The 20,818-nt window shown below is 39.1% G+C and carries 21 protein-coding genes; 5 read left to right on the forward strand and 16 right to left on the reverse strand.

The annotated features are described in order from the left end of the window. Positions 1 to 378 precede the first annotated feature (378 nt). On the forward strand, positions 379 to 1,446 hold the full coding sequence (locus tag OSJ91_RS14835) for an AI-2E family transporter (protein WP_350298938.1): 1,068 nt from the start codon (positions 379 to 381) through the stop codon (positions 1,444 to 1,446). Between the two features lie 231 nt (positions 1,447 to 1,677). Here the strand turns inward: OSJ91_RS14835 and OSJ91_RS14840 are convergent, their stop codons facing one another. Then, positions 1,678 to 2,127, reverse strand: coding sequence for a YueI family protein (locus OSJ91_RS14840; RefSeq protein ID WP_350298939.1), 450 nt, complete (start codon positions 2,125 to 2,127; stop codon positions 1,678 to 1,680). A gap of 225 nt (positions 2,128 to 2,352) precedes the next feature. Here OSJ91_RS14840 and OSJ91_RS14845 point away from each other — a divergent pair, with 225 nt between their 5' ends. Beyond that, the gene (locus OSJ91_RS14845) at positions 2,353 to 3,096 is read left to right on the forward strand and encodes a L,D-transpeptidase family protein (RefSeq protein WP_485889942.1); all 744 of its coding nucleotides are present in this window, start codon (positions 2,353 to 2,355) and stop codon (positions 3,094 to 3,096) included. Positions 3,097 to 3,495: 399 nt separating this feature from the next. On the opposite strand, the gene OSJ91_RS14850 is transcribed toward OSJ91_RS14845, so the two are convergent. The 10 genes from OSJ91_RS14850 to OSJ91_RS14895 all read right to left on the reverse strand — a co-directional run bounded on the left by OSJ91_RS14850 (position 3,496) and on the right by OSJ91_RS14895 (position 11,561). Then, positions 3,496 to 3,618 (reverse strand): hypothetical protein, encoded by a 123-nt coding sequence (locus tag OSJ91_RS14850; RefSeq protein WP_272492815.1) that lies wholly within the window; start codon positions 3,616 to 3,618, stop codon positions 3,496 to 3,498. A gap of 109 nt (positions 3,619 to 3,727) precedes the next feature. Beyond that, positions 3,728 to 4,150, reverse strand: a complete 423-nt coding sequence (locus tag OSJ91_RS14855) for a nucleoside 2-deoxyribosyltransferase (RefSeq protein WP_350298941.1) — start codon at positions 4,148 to 4,150, stop codon at positions 3,728 to 3,730. Positions 4,151 to 4,795: 645 nt separating this feature from the next. Continuing rightward, positions 4,796 to 5,116 carry a type II toxin-antitoxin system HicB family antitoxin gene (locus OSJ91_RS14860; RefSeq protein ID WP_048686335.1) on the reverse strand — a complete coding sequence of 107 codons (321 nt, stop codon included), beginning with the start codon at positions 5,114 to 5,116 and terminating at the stop codon, positions 4,796 to 4,798. Between the two features lie 111 nt (positions 5,117 to 5,227). Next, a complete protein-coding gene (locus tag OSJ91_RS14865) occupies positions 5,228 to 5,509 on the reverse strand; it encodes a DUF4190 domain-containing protein (RefSeq protein ID WP_350298942.1) in 282 nt (93 codons plus the stop codon). A gap of 1,096 nt (positions 5,510 to 6,605) precedes the next feature. Further along, positions 6,606 to 7,256, reverse strand: coding sequence for an amino acid ABC transporter permease (locus tag OSJ91_RS14870; protein WP_034307000.1), 651 nt, complete (start codon positions 7,254 to 7,256; stop codon positions 6,606 to 6,608). A 14-nt stretch (positions 7,257 to 7,270) separates the two neighbouring features. Then, entirely contained in the window at positions 7,271 to 7,909 is a 639-nt protein-coding gene (locus tag OSJ91_RS14875; RefSeq protein ID WP_352923141.1) for an amino acid ABC transporter permease, read from the reverse strand. Positions 7,910 to 8,014: 105 nt separating this feature from the next. Beyond that, the gene (locus OSJ91_RS14880; protein ID WP_101225415.1) at positions 8,015 to 8,842 is read right to left on the reverse strand and encodes a transporter substrate-binding domain-containing protein; all 828 of its coding nucleotides are present in this window, start codon (positions 8,840 to 8,842) and stop codon (positions 8,015 to 8,017) included. Positions 8,843 to 8,861: 19 nt separating this feature from the next. Continuing rightward, positions 8,862 to 9,590 carry an amino acid ABC transporter ATP-binding protein gene (locus OSJ91_RS14885; protein ID WP_048687119.1) on the reverse strand — a complete coding sequence of 243 codons (729 nt, stop codon included), beginning with the start codon at positions 9,588 to 9,590 and terminating at the stop codon, positions 8,862 to 8,864. Between the two features lie 422 nt (positions 9,591 to 10,012). Further along, positions 10,013 to 10,423, reverse strand: a complete 411-nt coding sequence (locus OSJ91_RS14890) for a hypothetical protein (protein ID WP_350298944.1) — start codon at positions 10,421 to 10,423, stop codon at positions 10,013 to 10,015. Between the two features lie 235 nt (positions 10,424 to 10,658). Next, entirely contained in the window at positions 10,659 to 11,561 is a 903-nt protein-coding gene (locus OSJ91_RS14895) for an AEC family transporter (protein ID WP_485889943.1), read from the reverse strand. Between the two features lie 258 nt (positions 11,562 to 11,819). On the opposite strand from OSJ91_RS14895, the gene OSJ91_RS14900 reads away from it, so the two are divergent. The 3 genes from OSJ91_RS14900 (at position 11,820) to OSJ91_RS14910 (ending at position 15,263) form a co-directional block, all read left to right on the forward strand. Further along, a complete protein-coding gene (locus tag OSJ91_RS14900; RefSeq protein ID WP_413020335.1) occupies positions 11,820 to 12,272 on the forward strand; it encodes a nucleoside deaminase in 453 nt (150 codons plus the stop codon). A gap of 31 nt (positions 12,273 to 12,303) precedes the next feature. After that, entirely contained in the window at positions 12,304 to 14,055 is a 1,752-nt protein-coding gene (ade, locus tag OSJ91_RS14905) for an adenine deaminase (protein WP_485889944.1), read from the forward strand. 149 nt (positions 14,056 to 14,204) lie between these two features. Next, positions 14,205 to 15,263: a lactonase family protein gene (locus tag OSJ91_RS14910; protein ID WP_485889945.1), complete on the forward strand. Its 1,059-nt coding sequence runs from the start codon at positions 14,205 to 14,207 to the stop codon at positions 15,261 to 15,263. Between the two features lie 59 nt (positions 15,264 to 15,322). Here the strand turns inward: OSJ91_RS14910 and OSJ91_RS14915 are convergent, their stop codons facing one another. The 5 genes from OSJ91_RS14915 to OSJ91_RS14935 all read right to left on the reverse strand — a co-directional run bounded on the left by OSJ91_RS14915 (position 15,323) and on the right by OSJ91_RS14935 (position 20,747). Then, positions 15,323 to 16,120 carry an endonuclease I family protein gene (locus tag OSJ91_RS14915; RefSeq protein ID WP_485889946.1) on the reverse strand — a complete coding sequence of 266 codons (798 nt, stop codon included), beginning with the start codon at positions 16,118 to 16,120 and terminating at the stop codon, positions 15,323 to 15,325. Between the two features lie 94 nt (positions 16,121 to 16,214). Further along, a complete protein-coding gene (locus OSJ91_RS14920; RefSeq protein ID WP_485889947.1) occupies positions 16,215 to 16,829 on the reverse strand; it encodes an NUDIX hydrolase in 615 nt (204 codons plus the stop codon). Positions 16,830 to 17,110: 281 nt separating this feature from the next. Continuing rightward, positions 17,111 to 18,451, reverse strand: coding sequence for an aspartate aminotransferase family protein (locus tag OSJ91_RS14925; RefSeq protein WP_434167029.1), 1,341 nt, complete (start codon positions 18,449 to 18,451; stop codon positions 17,111 to 17,113). 71 nt (positions 18,452 to 18,522) lie between these two features. Then, complete coding sequence (locus tag OSJ91_RS14930; RefSeq protein WP_350298950.1) at positions 18,523 to 19,980, reverse strand: CoA-acylating methylmalonate-semialdehyde dehydrogenase; 1,458 nt, start codon at positions 19,978 to 19,980, stop codon at positions 18,523 to 18,525. Positions 19,981 to 20,198: 218 nt separating this feature from the next. Beyond that, positions 20,199 to 20,747 carry a GNAT family N-acetyltransferase gene (locus OSJ91_RS14935; RefSeq protein ID WP_350298951.1) on the reverse strand — a complete coding sequence of 183 codons (549 nt, stop codon included), beginning with the start codon at positions 20,745 to 20,747 and terminating at the stop codon, positions 20,199 to 20,201. Positions 20,748 to 20,818 lie beyond the last annotated feature (71 nt).

The raw sequence follows: 20,818 nt of genomic DNA on the forward strand, positions 1-20,818 counted from the left end.
TCTTAAAAAGCCATCGTATATCTTCCGAGATTGAGATAATTCGAAATCTTTTTGGAACTTTTTATGATTTATCATCCCAGCTTTGCTGGTGCAGTTTTCAGCATTGAATAAACTAAATCGCAATAGTCTAGGGAAATGCAGTTATTGGGATTATCGACTTATGAACGTGAGGACAGGTAAAAGTCATAGTGACCAAATATTTTTTTATGTTGACCTTCATTTTGCAATGAAAGTCTTGTTTTCGTTTGCTTGCCGCTATTTTAACAGGCTGTATTCCCATTTCCTTCTGGTCAGCCCAAACAATTTGAACAAGTTATTTAGTTTAACATTAAGCTAAATCAGGGAATCAAGTAAGAGATGGAATTAGGGGGGATTGTCTTGTGGATCAATAAACCGTTTTTCAAATATGCATGCGCGATCATTTTGATCATTTTAATTATTTTTTTACTAGGTAAAATTGATTATGTTCTGCAGCCGCTACAAAAAATCATTGCTGCCATGTTTTTCCCTATTATTGTGGCTGGGCTTTTATACTATATATTACGGCCGGTCGTTAACTTTTTAACTGAATTTATCCCGAGGTCAGCTAGCATCTTCATCGTTTTTTTAATTATATTTAGTATGGTTGGGATGGTAGGTTACTTTGGCAGTCCTGTAATCGTGGACCAATTTCAAAAATTATCTGAAAACCTACCCAGCAAAGTGAAGGAATTCTCTAAAGAATCTGAAGTCATGATTGAAAAAAATGATTTTGGCATGGTTAATATGGAAGAATGGAAAGAAAAAGCGGTCACACATTTGAAAGATTACTCTGAAAAACTCATAGTGAATGTCAATACGATTTTTTCCACGATCACTAGTGTATTAACAGTATTGGTCATTACACCATTCATTTTATTCTATTTCTTGAAGGATGGAGATAAATTAAGACCATTTCTATTAAAATATATTCCGACCGATGTAGAATCAGAGGGAAACACGATTTTAAAAGACGTCGATAAAACCCTTTCAACTTATATTATCGGTCAATTCATCATATCAATCGTCATTGGGACTTTAATGTATATTGGCTACCTTATTATCGGTCTCGATTATGCACTTGTATTAGCCCTATTCGCCATGATTTTTACCGTTGTACCATTCCTTGGTCCATTAATAAGCATCATCCCTGCCCTCTTCATTGCCTTACAGCAAGACATTGGGTTGGCAGTAAAAGTACTCATTGTCCTTACCGTTGTTCAACAAGTCGAAGGGCACTTGGTTACACCGAATATTATGGGAAAACGTCTTAACATTCACCCACTTACCATTATCTTATTGCTGCTTGCTGCAGGATCAATATACGGTTTCATTGGCATTTTAATCGCTATCCCCACTTATTCCGTAGTAAAAACGATCATAGGAAATTTCAGGAAGTTTTATAACTTACGGAAAAGGGTTGCATAATCAGGAATGGTTGTCTACACAATTAATTAAAGACGCTATAAAAAATAAAAACAAAAATCATTCATCAACTTTTCAGACGTAGACAAACTTTAGGATAGGTGAGTTTGCCTGCAGTTTTTTGATTTTAAAAACGTTCCAGTTGGTTCATCCACATAAAACAGTAAAAAACAAGAAGGATAACCTTCTTCCGTGCCTCCTTTTGTAGACAAACTAAAAACGTTGATAATTCTATCAACGTTTTAATAATTTTTTAACAAAGCGTTTGAAAAACGCTTTGAAGCTTTTCTTTTTGATAACTTGCTGGGCATGAAATTTCTTCTCGATATGAATTTCCTCTTTGTTTATGGCATTATTTTCTGCTAATACCAAACCCAAATCGGAGTTGTGATCTTTGTTTAGGACAATTTTATAAGGAATATTATGACTCATTGCCAATTTAATATATTTCCCTAAATATTGATAGTCCATCTGACCATTTAAAAACAAATTGGAACGGGGATACTGCTTCATCATTTGCTCTATCTCGGGATATACATTCGTTTCAAAGACTTGGCTTTTTTTTAGTACGATGACGACGCGCTCCCGTAATGTGCCCAGAAATTCCCTTCGTTCGCCTGGCTTTATTTCTTTTGGACCATGGATTCCTTGTTCTAGATAGTCCTCCACATTTAGGCGTGACAATTCTTTTCCTCCTCCGCTTTCACTTCAATAATGTATGTAATATGGCCAAAAATAGTGCCCATCATTCTTTAAGTATGCATAAAAGTGAAATTTGGTCTAAGTTTGACTTTTCCCATAGTTAATTAGTCTACTCTTATTTTAAAATAATGTCACTTTAGCCTTACTTCATGCATAGGATAGTATGTCTGTAAATTTAGGTTGCTTAAATGAGGGACGGGGAAAAACATGAAAAAATTAATTGTATTTGTATTGATATTCGCCTTTAGTTTTTTGGGGTTCAGTAATACTTCAGGTGCGGCAGCAAGACAACTGATTATCATCAATAAAACCAATAATCAGCTTGCCTATTACGAAAATGATAAATTGGTGAGGGTATTTATCGTGGCGACTGGTAAGAAAGCCTCCTACACTCCTGAAGGAAAGTTCAAGGTAGTGACAAAGATTGTGAATCGTCCCTATTATAAAGGCAACATTAGAGGCGGAGACCCAAAAAACCCTCTAGGTAAAAGATGGCTGGGGATCAATGCAAGGAATACACCAGGAAATACGTACGCAATACACGGCAATAATGATTCTACAACCATTGGGAAATATATAAGTGCCGGTTGTATTCGTATGTATAACAATGATGTTCAATGGCTTTACGATAGGGTGAGAATGAACACTGTAGTCTTGATAGCCAGTTCGAATAAATCATTTGCCAACATAGCTGCAACGAATGGATATAAAGTGAGCGGATCTGTGAGCCTACCTGTAAATACCAACTCTACCCTAAAAAAAGGAAGCAGTGGCCCCCAAGTAATTGAACTGCAAAAAAGATTAACTAAACTTGGATTCAGCACTAAAGGAGTAGATGGGTCATTTGGAAAAAACACAGAAACAGCTGTAAAAAAATTCCAAAATTCTAAAAAGCTTACTTCTGATGGGATCGTTGGACCAAAAACGAAAAAAGCGCTTGGACTTAAATAATTTTCATTGCCGATATCCACTTTTAGAGGATATCTTTTTTGTGTTTTAACTTTCCGACCTATACATTATTACCCATATCGTCTTTAATTTTCCACCATCAGTTATTGACTTTATGTTATAATTTATACATCAACAGCTAATCATAATCGCACTGTCATTACATACAAGGAGGTAATACAAATGTACGATGAAATTCTCGTAAATTCCATTAAAGCAATTTTTGTTATTGGCACCATCTCGATGTTCGTGATATTAGGATTCGTAAAAGGACGACGGTTTTAACTTTATCCAATTCTTTAAAATATCCTCACTTGCCTGATTACTTGTATTTTTTTCATACCGGTAATCAGGTTATTTTCAGTCAGAAAAAAAGCATATCCTCTCTGGGCATGCTTTTTCTTACCAATTATCCGTTTTATCTAAAAGTTGATCGATGTCAAATGTATCAAGATGGAATGGAACTGACTCTTCTGCAATCGCTTCAGTGGCTAACAATAATTGGTCGATATCGATAATGGCCAAAACAGTCCTCTCCCTTTTTTAATGGTTTTACCCTCATTTTTAATACACTAAACAATTCGTTCAAAAGATATATTATTAGAGGGTATCCTTTAAATTTTACATTTGACAATTATTTAAGATGCAGAGAATCCTTTTCAGATCCTTCCGGAGAAAGCGTATGTATCAATTTAACCAGCTTATAAAAGGTCCCGCTGCATATTGTTACCTCGGGAAGATTATGAAATATTGATTTTTTATTAATATGATAATTGTCTTTCTCAGGTGAATACACAATAATTTTCTTATTTAAAGACAAAGCATATCCAAGCTCATATAGATTACCTTTTCCTGCTGTTAGGAAGATCAGCATGAAATCGGCTTCCTCAATCCCCTTTTTCTCATATTCTCCAATGCCGTCCGTTATTTGGTTTTTCTCATCATTCGTAATTAAATTCAAGTCATTCACACATGTAAACCCTTTTGAAGTCAATTTCTTGATCAATGATTTGACTTGCTTTAAATTTTTTTCATCTGATGCTATATAATATTTCACACATACACCTCCAAAAAATATAACTATTGATACTTTTTACCTACGTTACCTATACTATACATATTCGTTATAAAGAACGCAATATCCTTTCCCCAAAATTAAAAAATAATTAATTGGAAATTTTAAGCGAAATAAAAAACCATCATTCCTTTACAGGTCATGATGGTTTCAGACTGTAGACATACTCAATGAAAATCGAGTTTGCCTGTTTTTTTAGGGGTTTGTACAATTAGACCGTTAATTTCCTCTCCAGGCACTCGCTTTCCGCGGGCTCCCCAGGACTCGTTTTTCCCGCAGGAGTCTCGCACACCCGCTCCAATCAACTTTGTTTAACTTTTAGATAGAACCCTTTTTTTCCAAAAGTCTTCATTGTTTTAAATAGAATGATTAAAACTTGAGGTGATGATGGTGCTTTCCCCTGGATAAATACTTGGGCGTCCTACTCTGAAAACATATCTTTCACCAAATCATAAATGAAAGTGAAGTCGATCCGGGGTATTTTATACAGGGAATCAAGATCACCGTCGAGTTCTCATTACTACAAAAAATAATACTATGTACGTATTGACATTCCGAGTTACAAAATTTCCATAGAATTTCAAGAAATACAAAATAAAAACCTTGTCCTTTAACCGGCAAGGTTTTTTATTTTTCATATGTGATATTTTCTATTTCAATCCTGAAGGGTGCAGCCTCACAAATATTGATTCCCCTATCCAGATTTACCTTTTCCATTTCACTTGCATCCGGAATTGTTTTTTTATCGTGAATAAAATGTTCGACCATGGATTCCAGCAATTCTTGAGCACAAGCTAAGGCATCTACCCGATTCCTACCGCTAACGGAAGAAATAATTCCTTCTCGCCTAAAATCCGGGAAACAAACCTGAACGGAAAAAGAGTCGATAATTAACGGGTGTTTTTCATAATAGAATACGGCTGGGTACTCAAAGATTTGAATGGTCAAAATATCATCCCTTCATACAAAATTTAGGCTTTTATATTAATTATAACATGAATTTCCATTTTATATAGGTTTAATTTACTTTTCTTTGTTTTGTCAAGTTAATTTTAGCACTCAATAGGTTGTTATGTCCGTATTTACTGTGAAATAAAAAAACACCAGGAAAATCAGAATCACGAGAACATTCAAGATTATACCTACAATGCTGCACACTTTTCCGGCTGTCACCAATCCATCTCCAGATTCACCAGTAAGCTTAATTTCTTGTTTACTCTTCGATGCAAATATTAAACCGAGAATACCTAATATGATGCCTACGAATGGAATAAACAGGGATAATACCCCCATGATCAATGATACAATTGCTTTGCTATTGCTTCTTTTAATTTCCGACATGCATTCCACCTTCTTTCTTCCATTATATATACGGTTATTAAAAGCAAAAGATTCATTTTTTGTGTACTCATTCATCACTAATATTCCAGTTGATTCCAGAAGTCCGCTCCCTTTACGCCGACTGTCTGCCAAGCCTCTTCAAAGCAAGCGCCTCCGGGGTCTCGGCTAGTTAGCTATTCGGCAAGATTGTCGCATATTTCTTCCATCCATTAAGGATTACAGTTATAAAACCATGAAGGATAACCTAGTTTTAAACTCGGTTCGAATGAGTCCAGCCTACGGTTTCTTCTTAAAATAATATTCCAGTTGATTTCAGAAATCCGCTCCCTTTCCGCCGACTGTCTGCCAAGCCTCCTCGGCACAAGCGCCTGTGGGGTCTCGGCTAGCCAGTTATTCGGCAGGAGTGTCGCATATTTCTTCCATCCATTAAGGATTAAGTTATAAAATCATGAAGGATAACCTAGTCTTAAACTCGGTTCTATGAGTCCAGCCTACGATTTCTTCTTAAAATAATATTCCAGTTGATTTCAGAAATCCGCTCCCTTTCCGCCGACTGTCTGCCAAGCCTCCTCGGCACAAGCGCCTGTGGGGTCTCGGCTAGCCAGTTATTCGGCAGGAGTGTCGCATATTTCTTCCATCCATTAAGGATTAAGTTATAAAATCATGAAGGATAACCTAGTCTTAAACTCGGTTCGAATGAGTCCAGCCTACGATTTCTTCTTAAAATAATATTCCAGTTGATTTCAGAAGTCCGCTCCTTTTCCGCCGACTGTCTGCCAAGCCTCTTCAAAGCAAGCGCCTCCGGGGTCTCGGCTAGTTAGCTATTCGGCAAGATTGTCGCATATTTCTTCCATCCATTAAGGATTACAGTTATAAAACCATGAAGGATAACCTAGTCTTAAACTCGGTTCGAATGAGTCCAGCCTACGGTTTCTTCTTAAAATAATATTCCAGTTGATTTCAGAAGTCCGCTCCTTTTCTGCCGACTGTATGGATCATGGAGTATAAACGAGTCTTCTTTTAAAACAAGGTTAAGGGTGAGACACTTCCGAACCTCGTAGACAAGTAAAAAACGACTCATTTCTGAGCCGTTTTTTTAGGTTCGTTTCAATTCAAGTCTCTGGGCTACCAAAGAAAGGCTATAATTCACAATGAAGTACATGAGAGCCACCAGGATCAAAATCGGTATTAAATACTTTTGACTTTGTCCATATATGATTTGACCATGATGGGTCAGCTCCGGCAAAGAGATGACAACAGCTAAAGAGGTATCCTTTAATAAAGAAATGAATTGGCTGACAATGGGAGGAACCATACGGCGCAGCGCTTGGGGCAGAATAATATGTATCAATGCCTGTGTATAGCTCAATCCTGATGAACGGGCAGCTTCCATTTGGCCTTTATCAATGGATTTTAGCCCACTTCGAATGACTTCAGAAAGCATGGCTGACTCAAAAATTGTCAAGGCAACTATGGCTGCTGGAATGATTTCCAGTTTAATCCGTATCTCCGGCAAAGCAAAATAGGTAAAAAATATTATTAATAACAGAGGCAAATTACGAACCGTTTCTACAATCAGAGCTAATATTTGTGATAACACCGGCACTTTTGCGTATCGGATTATACCTACAAGGCCGCCAATAATGAAACTTAGAATAATGGATATAAAAGCTACCTGGAGCGTTACCCAAAATCCTTCTAATAAAAACTTAAGATTATCTGGTGTATAGGCACCTGCAAAATCCATATCTTATACCTCCCTCAATTACTCTTAGCCAGACGTTTTTCCAAATAACCAACGCCAAAACTTAAAGGAATGGTAAGAATTAAGTAAAACGCTGCAACGAAAATGTACACATCAAACACGACAAATGTCCTTGAAGAAATCAAATCCCCGTGGTACATAAGATCGAGTCCTGCAACAACGGCTAAAATGGAAGAATTCTTTACTAGATTGATAAATTGGTTTCCTAAAGGAGGAATGACTATTTTAACGGCCTGCGGCAGAATGACGAACCTCATTGCCTGTCCATATGTCAGGCCTGAAGAACGGGCAGCTTCCATTTGACCCTTTGGCACAGAAAGTATGCCTGCTCGAATTGCCTCAGCTATGAAAGATGATGTGTAAATGGTCAAGGCTAATGTCCCGGCGTATAGACCGCTTAGTTTAAGACCGAGAAAGAAGAAAAAGGTAATGATCAATAACGGTATGTTCCGAATGAACTCGACATAGGCGGTACCCAGCCAGTTTAGTGGCTTTATTGGCGCAATCCGCATGATGGCAATTAGCACACCAAGAATCAAACTCGCTATCAACGCGACCAAGCTCGACATGATCGTATTTTTAAAGCCTAATAAATACATATCCAGATTCTCTGTTAAAATGGAGAAATCAAGCACGGCATACACTCCTTTAACTAGTAAGGATGAGCAAAACGCTCATCCTCACTGACAAATGTTCAAATGTTATTTTAGGTCAGCTTTCCTTATCAATTGCTAAAATGTTTAATGTTTAATCCATTTATCATGGATTTCATCGTACTTGCCTGAATCTTTAAGTGACTTAAGGGCTTTATTCAACTCTTCAACAAATTCGGCATTTCCTTTTTTCACGGCAATTCCATAAGGTTCTTCCGTAAATGTACCGCCAACAAGCTCATAACTTGGATCTTCATCTGCCATTCCATAAAGGATGGAATCATCCGTGGTCAATGCATCTCCTTGTCCGGATTTAAGTGCAGCGAACGCTTCGGAATAGTTTTCAAATTCAAGCACTTGTGCCTCAGGAGCTTTTTCACGGATATTTATGGAAGAAGTAGAGCCCTTGACAGCCAATACCTTTTTCCCTTTTAAACTATCAATACCCTTGATATCGCTGCCCTTTTTGACTAACAAAGATTGTCCGGCGTCGAAATAAACATCAGTGAAGTCTACTTCTTTTTTACGATCTTCCGTGATTGTCATGGTCGCTACAATCGCATCAATATCACCATTATTCAATAATGCCATCCTGGTTTTAGATGTCACTTCTTTAAATTCAACTTTATTCTCATCACCAAGGATTTCTGCTGCAAGAGCTTTGGCAATATCAATATCAAAGCCTTCAACCTCTCCTGTACTAGGATTCTTCAATCCGAATAGCCTTGTATCATTTTTCACCCCAAAAACGATCTTATCCTTTTCCTTCACTTGTGCGAGAACATCTTTTTCTTTGTCTTTGCCTCCACCCTCTTCAGCTTTGTCTGAATCGTTCCCCCCGCCGCATCCAGCTAATAAAATGACAGCCAGTAAGGATAGCAAAGATAATTTTAACCATTTCTTTTTCTTCAACATGTAATTCACCCCTGTTTTTTTAATGATTTAATATACGGCTAAGGAATAAACGAGCCCTCTCTTCACGAGGATTGGCGTAAAACTCAGCCGGTGATGCCTCTTCTAAAACCCTGCCTTCGTCCATGAATACGATTCGATCCGCTACTTCACGGGCAAATCCCATTTCGTGCGTGACCACGACCATCGTCATTCCTTCATGGGCAAGTGCTTTCATTACATCCAGTACCTCGCCAATCATTTCTGGATCCAAGGCTGAGGTAGGTTCATCAAATAGCATGATTTCGGGGCCCATTGCCAAACCTCTGGCAATCGCTACCCGTTGCTGCTGTCCACCTGAAAGCTGAGAAGGAAATGAATTCGCTTTATCTCCAATCCCCACTTTGTCCAGATACTTCAGTGCAATCTTTTTCGCTTCCTCTTCAGATTGTCCTAGAACCTTCCTGGGAGCAAGCATGATATTCTCGAGCACTGTTTTATGGGGATACAAGTGAAAATGCTGGAAAACCATACCGATATTCCGACGAAGTTTGTTTATGTCCGTTTTTTTATCCGCTACATTTAGACCATTTATGGAAAGGGAACCTTGCGAAATGGTCTCTAGACGATTAATGCATCGAAGCAGTGTACTTTTCCCTGAACCGGAAGGACCGATGACCACTACCACCTCCCCCTTCTTAATTGTAAGATTAATTTCTTTCAATACATGGAAATCACCATAATACTTATTCACTCGGTCAAAAACTATCATAATTAGCCCCCTGCCCAAAACTGAAAATTTATAATAATCAGAATTCTAAAAGCGTAATCTAGCACTCTCTTAACTCGAAACAAATCTTATGTATAATCCTTTCTTCAAATATTATTTCCCAATATTTCATAATTCATAGTGAATAGTCCCTTTTTATTGTTATTTTAAACTAGTAATTTAAATAATATATTCAATATTCACATTTTTTATTATATATAATATTTCTTAAAATTACCATATAAACTTTAAATTGTTAAAAACGATATTATATTTCATGATATTATTGCTATATTTCATAAAACTGATAAATTTAAACTGATATCCTATTAAAAAATTCCCTCTTTTTGTAAAAAAACATTTATTTCCCGAGGGCTTAATCAGCTCTTAAAAATACAAAAAGACAGCAATCGCTGTCTTTTTCATCATTCCTTTATCGCGTCTTCAAATGGCGCTGAATATAAACCCCTCGGCGCCAGCATATCCGTATCCGATTCACGGATTTCCCCGCCGTGAGTATATGGACCTGCTGGAAAAAAATCAAACAAATCACTTTCCTTATGTATGATCAAGAAATAATCGTATAAATCATCCATAAGTTCCTGATGTTCATCTATGTTCATGATTTCACCACATTCATCAATTTCAAAGTTTTCATTTATCGCATCCTGAAGTTCCTCATTATTTGAATACGCGATATAAAAATCGACATCACCGCACTCCATGCATAGCAAGAGTTTTTCTTCTAGTGACTCTTCATAGGTTTTCAGAACGATTCCCTTTAAAATGGTATCAATCTTTCCAGTATTAGTCAGTTCAATTTTAGTCTGGAACATAAAACCCCTCCAATCAAATACAGGCATTAAAAAAGTAAACGCCATGTTTAACAAGCTTGCCCTTTAAATTTAAATGAAAATTTTTGGACACCTAAATCCAGTCGCCAAGTCCGTTCACTAACCGCGAGGTCAGGGGTTATTCATATAATCTTTCCGGATCCCACTTTTAATTAGCCAGGATTCCTCCGCTTCTTGTATATAATAAGTTTGCCCACATAATTAGAATGATAATCTCCTATAATACAAAGAAAAAGATGATTGGAAGCGTAATCAGGCTTAATGATGTACTTATGAACGTAGCACTTGATACGAATTCAGGCTCCGTGTTGAATTGGAGCGCATACATCGTAGTGTTTGCCGCCGTTGGCATGGCAGCTACGATGATCATGATATGCCTGACCATTTCACCCACTGGCAAGGCGAGAGATAACAGGAAGGCAATGGCCGGTGACACGGCAAGTTTAAGGATCAGCGAAACTGATAGCTTCCGATAGGCTATTTTTTTCAGCGAAATGTTGGCCAGCTGCATTCCCAGTGTAATCATTATTGTGGGGATCGCTGCATTTGCAACAAGGTTAATAGCTTCCATAACCGAATTGCTTAAAGGTATGTTAACGAACTGAAATACTGTACCGGCAATAGCTCCATAAACAATTGGCATTCGACATACTGCTTTAATCGCCGTTTGAACTCCGTTACCTTCCGGGCTGCCCTTTGCTGCGAAATAAATGCCGATCGTGCACATCACTAACTGCTGTCCCACCATAAGGATGATTGCATAATCGAGTCCTGCGGCTCCGAATAACAGGAAAATGACGGGTGTTCCGTAATTCCCGTTATTCATGAATGCCGATGCCAATATCATGCCGCTCGTCTCAGTGACTGTATAATTGCGAAAATAAGATATGATGTAGACCACCAGTATAAGAGAAAGACAAAGTACTATCGTGAATAAGAACAGGTAGAAATAATTAATCGTGAATTCTGCGGAATAAAAAGTCCTGAACACAAGAAAAGGTGACATTAAATATAATGCCATCGTGGAAATCGATTTTGTATCAAGTTTGAACTTTTTCTGACCGATGAACCCTAAAACAAAAATACCGAATATCGGTAAAAGAACTCCCAAAAACCCCATGCACATCACCTTCATAATCCCAATGATTTTCTTCTAACAATATCAGTTTTATTATTATTTGTAAAAAATCTTTTAAACCATTTTGCTTGCACGTCATATATTCTAACACAAACTGATTTTTCTTTATTTTCAGAAAATAATATTCCATTTTCCCATGCATATGGTATATTGTTTATTATATTTACGTTATTAAACGTAACATCAGTACTTTGGGTTATAAATATATATGAAGGGGTGTTTTTATTGGATGTAAAATTCATGGAGATGGCTGTTCAGCTTGCAAATGAAAATGTATTGGCGAAGAACGGAGGTCCTTTCGGTGCTATAATCGTAAAAGATGGCAAAGTCGTAGGCAGAGGATGTAATAATGTGACAACGGCCAACGATCCTACTGCTCACGCCGAAGTACAGGCGATTCGTGATGCATGCAGGAACCTCGACAGCTTCCAGCTTACAGATTGTGAAATATACACTAGCTGCGAACCTTGCCCCATGTGCATCGGTGCTATTTATTGGGCACGTCCAAAAGCCATTTATTACGCATGCACTAAAGAAGACGCTGCAATTATTGGTTTTGATGATCACTTTATATACCAAGAACTTGCCCTGCCAATGGAAAATCGCAGAATTAAAATGAAACAATTGTCTTTTAATGATCATGATTTACCATTCCGAACATGGGAAACCAATACTGAAAAAGTGAAGTATTAACCGGATATATTTTGCCAAAGGGGTTACGAATATGAAAAAAAACTTGCTTAAAAGGAGAATTGACGTTGCAGCAGGAAGAACACCAGCAGATAGCGTCATTAAAAACGGGCAAATCATAGATGTTTTCAATGGGGATATCTATACAGGCGACATTGCGATCGTCGATGGTTACTTTGCTGGAATTGGGCGTTATGAGGGTATTTCGGAAATCGATGCTGCAGGAAAATTCCTATGCCCTTCATTCATTGATGGCCATGTCCATATTGAATCATCGATGGTCAGGCCTTCTGAACTCGCAAAAATCCTACTTTTACATGGTGTGACCTGCATCGTTGCAGATCCTCATGAAATTGCCAATGTTTCTGGCAAAAAGGGCATGGAATATATGATTGAACAATCCGATGAACTTCCTTTTGACTTTTACTTCATGATGCCCTCTTGCGTACCTGCTACGGAGTTTGAGCATTCTGGTGCTGTCTTAAGAAGTGAAGATTTAAAATCATTTTATCAAAACCCGAGGGTGCTCGGTTTAGCCGAAGTCATGAATTTCCCTGCTGTTTCACATACGGAGGAGGATATGCTGCAAAAAATATACGATGCAAATAGACTAGGCAAAAGCATCGATGGCCATGCAGCCGGATTATCCGGACAACAGCTCGATGTTTATATGAGTGCAGGCATAAAAACGGATCATGAATGCACTACTGCGGAAGAGGCAAAAGAAAGACTGCGTAAAGGAATGTATCTTATGATCAGGGAAGGCACGGTTGCCAAAGACTTAATAAACCTGATTCCGGTTATTAACGAGAAGAACTCCCGCCGTTGTTTATTCGTCACCGATGACCGGCACCTAGATGATATTGCATCTGAAGGAAGTATCGATCACAACGTTCGACTTTCCATAGAAACAGGTGTCCCGCCAATTACCGCCATTCAAATGGCGACCATTAATGCAGCAGAATGCTTTGGTTTAAAGGAACATGGTGCAATTGCACCTGGATACAAGGCAGACTTCCTTCTATTGGATGATCTTGATTCTATCAACATCCACTCGGTCTTTAAAGATGGAAAGCTAATGGTTCATAATAATCATTTACTTAACTTTCCAGATGATAGGAAACAGGTTGTTGACGACGGGTTGAAGCACTCCGTTCATTTTCATGAAATAACCCAAGATGATTTGGCGATACCTTTTAAAAATGAGTTCGCTAATATTATTGAGATAACTCCAAACAGCTTGATTACAAAGCATTCGATTGAACCGGTCACACTTAATCATGATGGACTATTCCATTTCTCCGAACATGTTGATCATTTAAAACTTGCTGTTATTGAAAGGCATCATCTGACCAAACAATTAGGTCTTGGAATCGTCAAAGGGCTCGGGTTGAAATCAGGTGCAATTGCCACTACAGTAGCCCATGATTCACATAATTTGATCATTGCCGGAACGAATGATCAGGATATGCTGCTGGCAGCAACGGAAATCAAAAAAATGCAAGGTGGATTGACCGTAATCCAAAATGGGGAAATACTCGCTTCCCTTCCCCTTCCAATAGCTGGATTGATGAGTGAATGTAATTATATGGATGTGGTCCATTCATTGAAAAAAATCGATGAAGCCCTATTGAAACTCGGTGCTAACAGGCATTTCAACCCTTTTCTTACACTTGCATTCTTGGCGTTACCTGTCATCCCTGAAATCAAACTGACGGATCAGGGTTTATTTTCCGTTTCTGAGTTTAGGCATATTCCCATCGAAGCCTCAAAGCCAGTCGATTAAATTTGACCCCCTAGTCGGGGTTTTTTCTTCGCACCAAAAACTTCTAAATAAAAAAAGGTTCCAACTCAACAGAATACGGGAAAAGGATATATGGGTATCATCTATGTTAAAATAAAAATAAACACAAATCTTTCTTGGAGGAGATAAATATGGTAAAACATGATCAACAGAACATTATTGGATACATAGGCACTTACACAAAAGGAAACAGCAAAGGTATTTACCGATTTACTTTAGATACAGCAGAAGGAAAACTCAGCACACCGGTTCTTGCAGCAGAATTGACCGATCCTACTTATGTCGCCATCAGCCAGGACAAAAAGAATCTCTACGCCATTTTAAAAGAATCGGGCAGTGGAGGAGTTTCAGCCTATTCGATTAATGAAGATTCAGGTGAGCTTACCTTCTTGGGCAAACAACTGACACCAAATGGCTCTTCCTGCCATATAAGTGTCGACAGCAAGAAACAGGTTTTGGTCACTTCCAGTTATGGAGAAGGCGTGATTGAATCATATCCGCTTCATGACGATGCGACCCCTTTGCCTGTATCTTCAACTGTTCAACATGAAGGTCAAGGACCGAATGAAGAACGTCAGGAAAAAGCACACACTCACTTCGCTGGTTTCACACCAGATGAAAGGTTCATTGCTGCAGTCGACCTCGGGATAGATAAAGTAATAACCTATAAAATACATAGTGGGGTTTTGGAAGAAGTAAACAGCTTATCTGTTGCTCCCGGCAGCGGACCACGGCATCTGACCTTTCACCCAAACGGAAAATTTGCATATGTTATGGCAGAACTGGTACCAGAAGTCATTGTTTTGAGCTTCGATAGTCAAACTGGAAGTTTTTCTGAATTACAAACTGTTCGGACCGTCCCGGAAGATTTTAAGGAAAATAACCAAGGAAGCGCCATTCATATTTCTGATGACGGGCAATTCGTATATGCCGCAAACCGGGGACATGATAGTATTGCCGTTTACCAAATCAATCAAGAAACAGGCAAACTGGCATTCGTGGAACTGGTTTCTACCGAAGGTCATTGGCCACGTGATTTTTCATTGGATCCTAGCGGAAAATTCCTGATCGCTTCTAATGAACAATCAGGAAACCTGACACTATATGCACGGAATGAACATGACGGAAAATTAACATTATTGCAAAAGGATGTTCAAGTTCCCTTCCCTGTTTGCGTAAAATTCTTATAATCTAAAAAAAAGGATTGAAGCTTGTACTACAGCTTCAATCCTCTTTATTATATTCTTCTTTAATTCCATTTCTCCGCCATTTCGGGAAAATCTATATATGGGTTACGATTACCCTGCATTTCATGTATAGCCTGATTTCTATGTTTTTCATAAGTGCTGACGGGAAAAAGCCGATGCCATTCCAAAAGCAGTGCCAGGTCGGTTTTGCCGCTATCGATGATTCCCTCATATCTGAGTAAAAAATACAAAGTTGCCCTCGCCACGATCCCTTTTCCATATTCAGGCTCGAATTTACTTTCGTCTGATTTCCCGCAACCCGCTTTTATACCGGCAGCGGATCTTTCAGGGATATAATCCTCAAAATCATGGTATGGATAGTTACTACGGCTGCTATTACACGTTGGTTCACAGGCAAACAGATGATGCAAATCCCCCCTCATCGGTTCTTTTTTATCGAACCATGATTGAGGTACTACATGTTCACAATTAACGAGAATGTTCTCCGAATTTGTTGATTCAATATCTCTTGACAACACTTCCAGTATACGGATATCTTCCTCAATCACTTGTACAGGATCCATCCCTTTACCGGAATACAGACTTTTCAGCTGGCCATTTTCCTGTAAGTCCACCCATGGGTAAACATGACGATGCGGTGAGTAGTTCAGCTGGTTTTTATGGGTTGCCACAAGTAGGTCCTTCAATCCTTCCCGGTCCAAGGAACCATCTTTGTAGTATGCTAGCTTAAGTTCCTGATCTTTGGTTTCATCATAGTATTCGCGGTTTTCATTGAAGTTGACTAGTGCAGCCATCGCCATTTCCCGTTCTTTTTCAAGTACTTCAAAACTATACTTCATCCACTCATCCCCCCGCTTCTATTAAAAACCTAACTTTTACCATAATTAAAGCTTAATAGAAATAGACCGAAAAAAAAAGGTGCTTTAGAAGGGTCTAACGAAGAATTTCAATAAAATGGGTAAGGATTTTCGCCGTCATTCCCCAGATTACCCGACCATTATATAAGTAAAAATATTCTTCCATCTGTTTCGGCTGCCATTTATAATTCTCCCCGCCAACGACTAAATCGTGGGGGAAGTTTTCATGCGGTTCCACTCTGTATTCCACATGGTAAATTTCTGGCGGTTTTTCCATGAAGAAGGATAGCGGGACCGTAAAAATGGTTTCCACCTCAGCTGGATTGGGTATTATCCGTTGATGGTTACGAACAAACCCTGCATAAGGATAGACGATCATCCCAAATGGAGATACCAAATAATCGATAGGAAAGACATTATCGATATCTTCTTTTCTCAAATTAAGTTCCTCATATGTTTCCCTTAGGGCCGCCGCCTGTTCATCATGGTCCAGCTTGTCTATTTTCCCGCCCGGAAAACATATATCCCCCGGCTGCCTCCTCAGTTTGTGTGAACGTTCTTCGAAAAGAACATGAATTCCATCTTCTTTGTCTAGAAGCGGAACCAATACAGCATACTTTGAAAAATTCCCACTCCCTAAAATTTCAGGGATATGTAATGTTAGTTTTTTTGTTATATCTTCATTATTCATGTCCCTCACCTCTTCGGTTAATATTGAGTTTCTACCACTCCTTATCATTCCATTTTCGAACATCTGCTATAACTAAGCAAGGAAAACGATTCCAAAATATTGTCTTTAATTTCTACTAGATTCCTTTTCCTCTTATTCTTCCTTGATCATAGACAAAAGCACCGTTCAAGGTTCTGAACGGTGCTAAAACTAAACGCATCAGTACCATTTAAATGCATAGTATGTGTATCAACAGGTACACGCACAAACTTAATTGAATATTCAGGTTTTTCTCCTTATTTTCATAGTTCAGCTAGCGTTCGCTTTACCGTCGTTATGATGAATGAAAAATCCTCTTCAGTTATACTAAGTGGGGGAGCAAGAGTCAGGACATTATTGAAACCTGCTACTGTATCACCATTTTTACCTATGATCAGCCCCTTTTCTTTGCATGATGCAATCACTTTATTGATTTTGGAAAGTTCGATCGGTTGTTTTGTCAGTTTATCTTCCACTAGTTCAATCCCTACCAGCAAACCTTTCCCTCGCACATCCCCAACATTGGGATGAGTTTTGATTTCTTCAAACTCTTGCAGAAAGCGCAGCCCTAACTCCTTAGACCGTTCTATAAGCTTTTCATTTTCATATATTTCAATATTCTTCAAAGCGACGGCACATGCAGCCGGATTGCCTCCAAATGTATTTACATGCCGAAAGCGGTCATATACGTCAGAACCAATATACGCTTCATAAATTTCACGTTTGACGGCTGTAGCGGATAATGGCAGATAAGCGCTCGTGATTCCTTTAGCCATTGTTACGATGTCTGGTTTTACATCATAGTTCATAAATCCGAATCTCTTACCAGTACGGCCAAACCCGCAAATGACCTCATCCGAAATGAGAAGGACACCATTTTTCTCACAAATTTCTTTGACACGTTTCATATAACCATCAGGTGGCATTAAAATTCCGCCCCCAGTGATGATTGGTTCCATGATGACCGCAGCCACCGTTTCGCTCAACTCCCATGTAATGGTACGTTCAATTTCCGCTGCACTTTTTTCACCGCTTTCATCCTCAGGATTTCTGTAAGAATCTGGCGGTGATACATGAAGAAACCCTGGAGCGAGAGGTTCATATTTATATTTCCGCTGCGCCTGCCCGGTAGCTGACAGGGCACCCATTGAATTGCCATGATAGCCGCGATAACGCGAAATGAATTTATAACGTCCATGTTCACCTTTTTGCTGATGATACTGCCGCGCAATTTTAAAGGCAGTCTCATTTGCTTCTGAACCGCTGTTAGAGAAGAAAATCACATAATCCCCACCAAGCCATTCATTTAATTTCTCTGCTAGCTTAATAGCCGGAATGTGGCTATTCGTTAAAGGGGCATAAGGAAGTTCCTTCAGTTGCTCGTAAGCTGCTTCAGCCAGTTCCGTGCGGCCATAGCCAACGTTGACACACCATAAACCTGACATCCCATCCAGGAATCGATTCCCATCAACATCCGTAATCCATGCTCCTTGCCCTTTTTTTATCACCATTGCCCCAGGGGTGGGTTCAGCCCCTTTCATATGATGCCACACATATTTACCATCCATCGCTTTAAGATCCTGACCCTGTTTTTCAACCTGCATAAGCTACACTCCTCCTAAAAAGATGTATAAAGGAAGGCCGACCACAATTTGAGCCGACCCCCTTTTTCCTATCAGTATCTTGCCGTTAACATTTTCTTTCTAGTGTAAAATTCCACTCCGTCTTTCCCGTTGGCATGAAGGTCTCCATAAAATGAACTTTTATAGCCGGAAAATGGAAAGAATGCCATTGGCGCGGGTACCCCAAGATTAATGCCAAGCATCCCTGCATCAATTTCTTCGCGAAATTCCCTAATGGCTTTTGCACTATCCGTATAGAGGCAGGCACCATTTGCAAATTCGGATTGATTGGTCAATTCAATTGCTTCTTCAAGGGTATTGACCCGTACTATGGATAAGACAGGAGCAAAAATTTCATCCCTCCATATTTTCATGTTTGTTTTTACATGATCAAATAATGTCGGTCCAACATAATAGCCATTTTCCTGATCGCCTTCATTCCTGCCATCACGAAGGAGGACAGCTCCTTCTTTCTCCCCGATTTCAATATATTGTTCTGTTCTCTTTTTATGAGTATCACGAATCACAGGCCCCAAGAAAACGTCCTTATCCATTCCATTTCCTATCTTGATGTCATCCGCTGCAGCCTTTAATCTCTCAACGAGTGAATCTCCCACTTCTCCCACCGCAACAACCACTGACGCAGCCATGCAGCGCTCGCCTGCAGATCCGAAAGCGGCATTCGTAATGTTCGTTACCGCATTATCCAAATCCGCATCAGGCATGACGATTGAATGATTTTTCGCTCCTGATAAAGCCTGGACACGTTTTTTATTGGCAGCTGCCGTTCTGTATACATACTCTGCGACAGGCTGGGATCCAACAAATGATACCGCTTTAATGTCTTCATGTTCCAATATCCCATTCACGACATCATGGGCACCATGGACAATATTGACAACACCATCCGGAACACCGGCTTCTGTCAATAATTCCACAAGACGGTTGGCTAATAGCGGTGTCCGTTCTGAAGGTTTTAAGATAAACGTATTTCCACAAGCTATTGCCAGCGGGAACATCCAACATGGCACCATCATCGGGAAATTAAACGGCGTAATCCCTGCAACGACACCCATTGGATAACGATACATGCCAGATTCAATACCTGGGGAAATATCAGGAAGCTGGCTGCCCATCATCAAGGTAGGCGCACCTGCTGCGAACTCCACGCATTCAATCCCACGCTGAACCTCACCATATGCTTCTGTATAGCTTTTTCCATTTTCGATTGTGACCAGCTTAGCAAGCTCATCCCAGTGTTCTATCAATAATTGCTGATAACGGAATAAAAAGCGGGCTCTTTTTGGAACGGCGACCTTTTTCCATTCTTTATACGCCTTTTTAGCAACCTGCACCGCTTGGTTTACATCTTCCTTTGTTGAAAGGGGAACGATCGCCAAAGCTTCTCCTGTTGCCGGATTAGGCACTTGTTCATGTTTCGATGTTGTGGAATCCACCCATTTGCCACCGATATAATTTTTCAACGTTTTTACTTCATTTATTACTGCCATTAAAGAAACCCTCCATTTCAACACGATTTTATAGTTTCATTATATTTTTCAAACGGACTTTTTACATTAGACGTTTTGTATAGTTTTTGATTCAATATTTGCACATATTGTTCGTTTTTGATTTTCCCATATTCATTATAATCATGAACAGAAATTCCCGCTGTCAAAACCGATGTATTTTTCCTTATTTCTTCTTTAATCAGCAGACTTCAAAGCCATCATTTTATAATGGAATATAGCTTTAAGTCTTGATGCTTTCCCTTAACAAACATTCCTTTTCTTATGACTCCCTCAAAAGACATACCAGCCTTTTGCATGACCCGCTCTGAACCCAAATTTTCAACGAAGCACCTTGCTTGTATACGAACTAGGTTCATATTTTCAAAGCCAAAGGCGATTATTTTTTGCGCTGCCTCCGTCATCAAGCCACTCCCCCAATATTCGGGTGCAAGCACATACCCGATTTCTGCACTATGATGATCAACCTGCCATGAAACAAAATCAATAGTACCAATCAAATTACCACTTTCCTTGTGTTCTATGCCCCATGGAGCGATTTTCTTATCCTCATAATTTTGCTGGATAAATTTGATAAAATCTTTTGTGTCACTTAGGGAACGATGAGCTTCCCATGTGACGTAACGGGAAACTTCACTGTTGGATGCATAAGCGAACATGTCTTCAGCATCATTCATGGTGACTTTCCTCATGACCAAACGTTTTGATTCTATAATAGGCAGCTGTCCATATATGTCTTTCACGTTCATGTATACACCCCATTCCATTGATTATTAGTATTATAGCAAGATTGTTAAGCAATCGCTTTCCCAATTGAAAG

This window comes from Bacillus sp. T-10(2022), from assembly GCF_056502895.1.

What these genes read in the sequence shown, in the direction of transcription:
- OSJ91_RS14920 (WP_485889947.1), bottom strand. Translation starts at nt 16,829, where the DNA reads ATGAATAATGAAGATATAACAAAAAAACTAACATTACATATCCCTGAA.
- OSJ91_RS14845 (WP_485889942.1), top strand. Translation starts at nt 2,353, where the DNA reads ATGAAAAAATTAATTGTATTTGTATTGATATTCGCCTTTAGTTTTTTG.
- OSJ91_RS14915 (WP_485889946.1), bottom strand. Translation starts at nt 16,120, where the DNA reads ATGAAGTATAGTTTTGAAGTACTTGAAAAAGAACGGGAAATGGCGATG.
- OSJ91_RS14870 (WP_034307000.1), bottom strand. Translation starts at nt 7,256, where the DNA reads ATGGATTTTGCAGGTGCCTATACACCAGATAATCTTAAGTTTTTATTA.
- OSJ91_RS14885 (WP_048687119.1), bottom strand. Translation starts at nt 9,590, where the DNA reads ATGATAGTTTTTGACCGAGTGAATAAGTATTATGGTGATTTCCATGTA.
- ade (WP_485889944.1), top strand. Translation starts at nt 12,304, where the DNA reads ATGAAAAAAAACTTGCTTAAAAGGAGAATTGACGTTGCAGCAGGAAGA.
- OSJ91_RS14900 (WP_413020335.1), top strand. Translation starts at nt 11,820, where the DNA reads ATGGAGATGGCTGTTCAGCTTGCAAATGAAAATGTATTGGCGAAGAAC.
- OSJ91_RS14880 (WP_101225415.1), bottom strand. Translation starts at nt 8,842, where the DNA reads ATGTTGAAGAAAAAGAAATGGTTAAAATTATCTTTGCTATCCTTACTG.
- OSJ91_RS14865 (WP_350298942.1), bottom strand. Translation starts at nt 5,509, where the DNA reads ATGTCGGAAATTAAAAGAAGCAATAGCAAAGCAATTGTATCATTGATC.
- OSJ91_RS14895 (WP_485889943.1), bottom strand. Translation starts at nt 11,561, where the DNA reads ATGGGGTTTTTGGGAGTTCTTTTACCGATATTCGGTATTTTTGTTTTA.
- OSJ91_RS14890 (WP_350298944.1), bottom strand. Translation starts at nt 10,423, where the DNA reads ATGTTCCAGACTAAAATTGAACTGACTAATACTGGAAAGATTGATACC.
- OSJ91_RS14935 (WP_350298951.1), bottom strand. Translation starts at nt 20,747, where the DNA reads ATGAACGTGAAAGACATATATGGACAGCTGCCTATTATAGAATCAAAA.
- OSJ91_RS14910 (WP_485889945.1), top strand. Translation starts at nt 14,205, where the DNA reads ATGGTAAAACATGATCAACAGAACATTATTGGATACATAGGCACTTAC.
- OSJ91_RS14930 (WP_350298950.1), bottom strand. Translation starts at nt 19,980, where the DNA reads ATGGCAGTAATAAATGAAGTAAAAACGTTGAAAAATTATATCGGTGGC.
- OSJ91_RS14925 (WP_434167029.1), bottom strand. Translation starts at nt 18,451, where the DNA reads ATGCAGGTTGAAAAACAGGGTCAGGATCTTAAAGCGATGGATGGTAAA.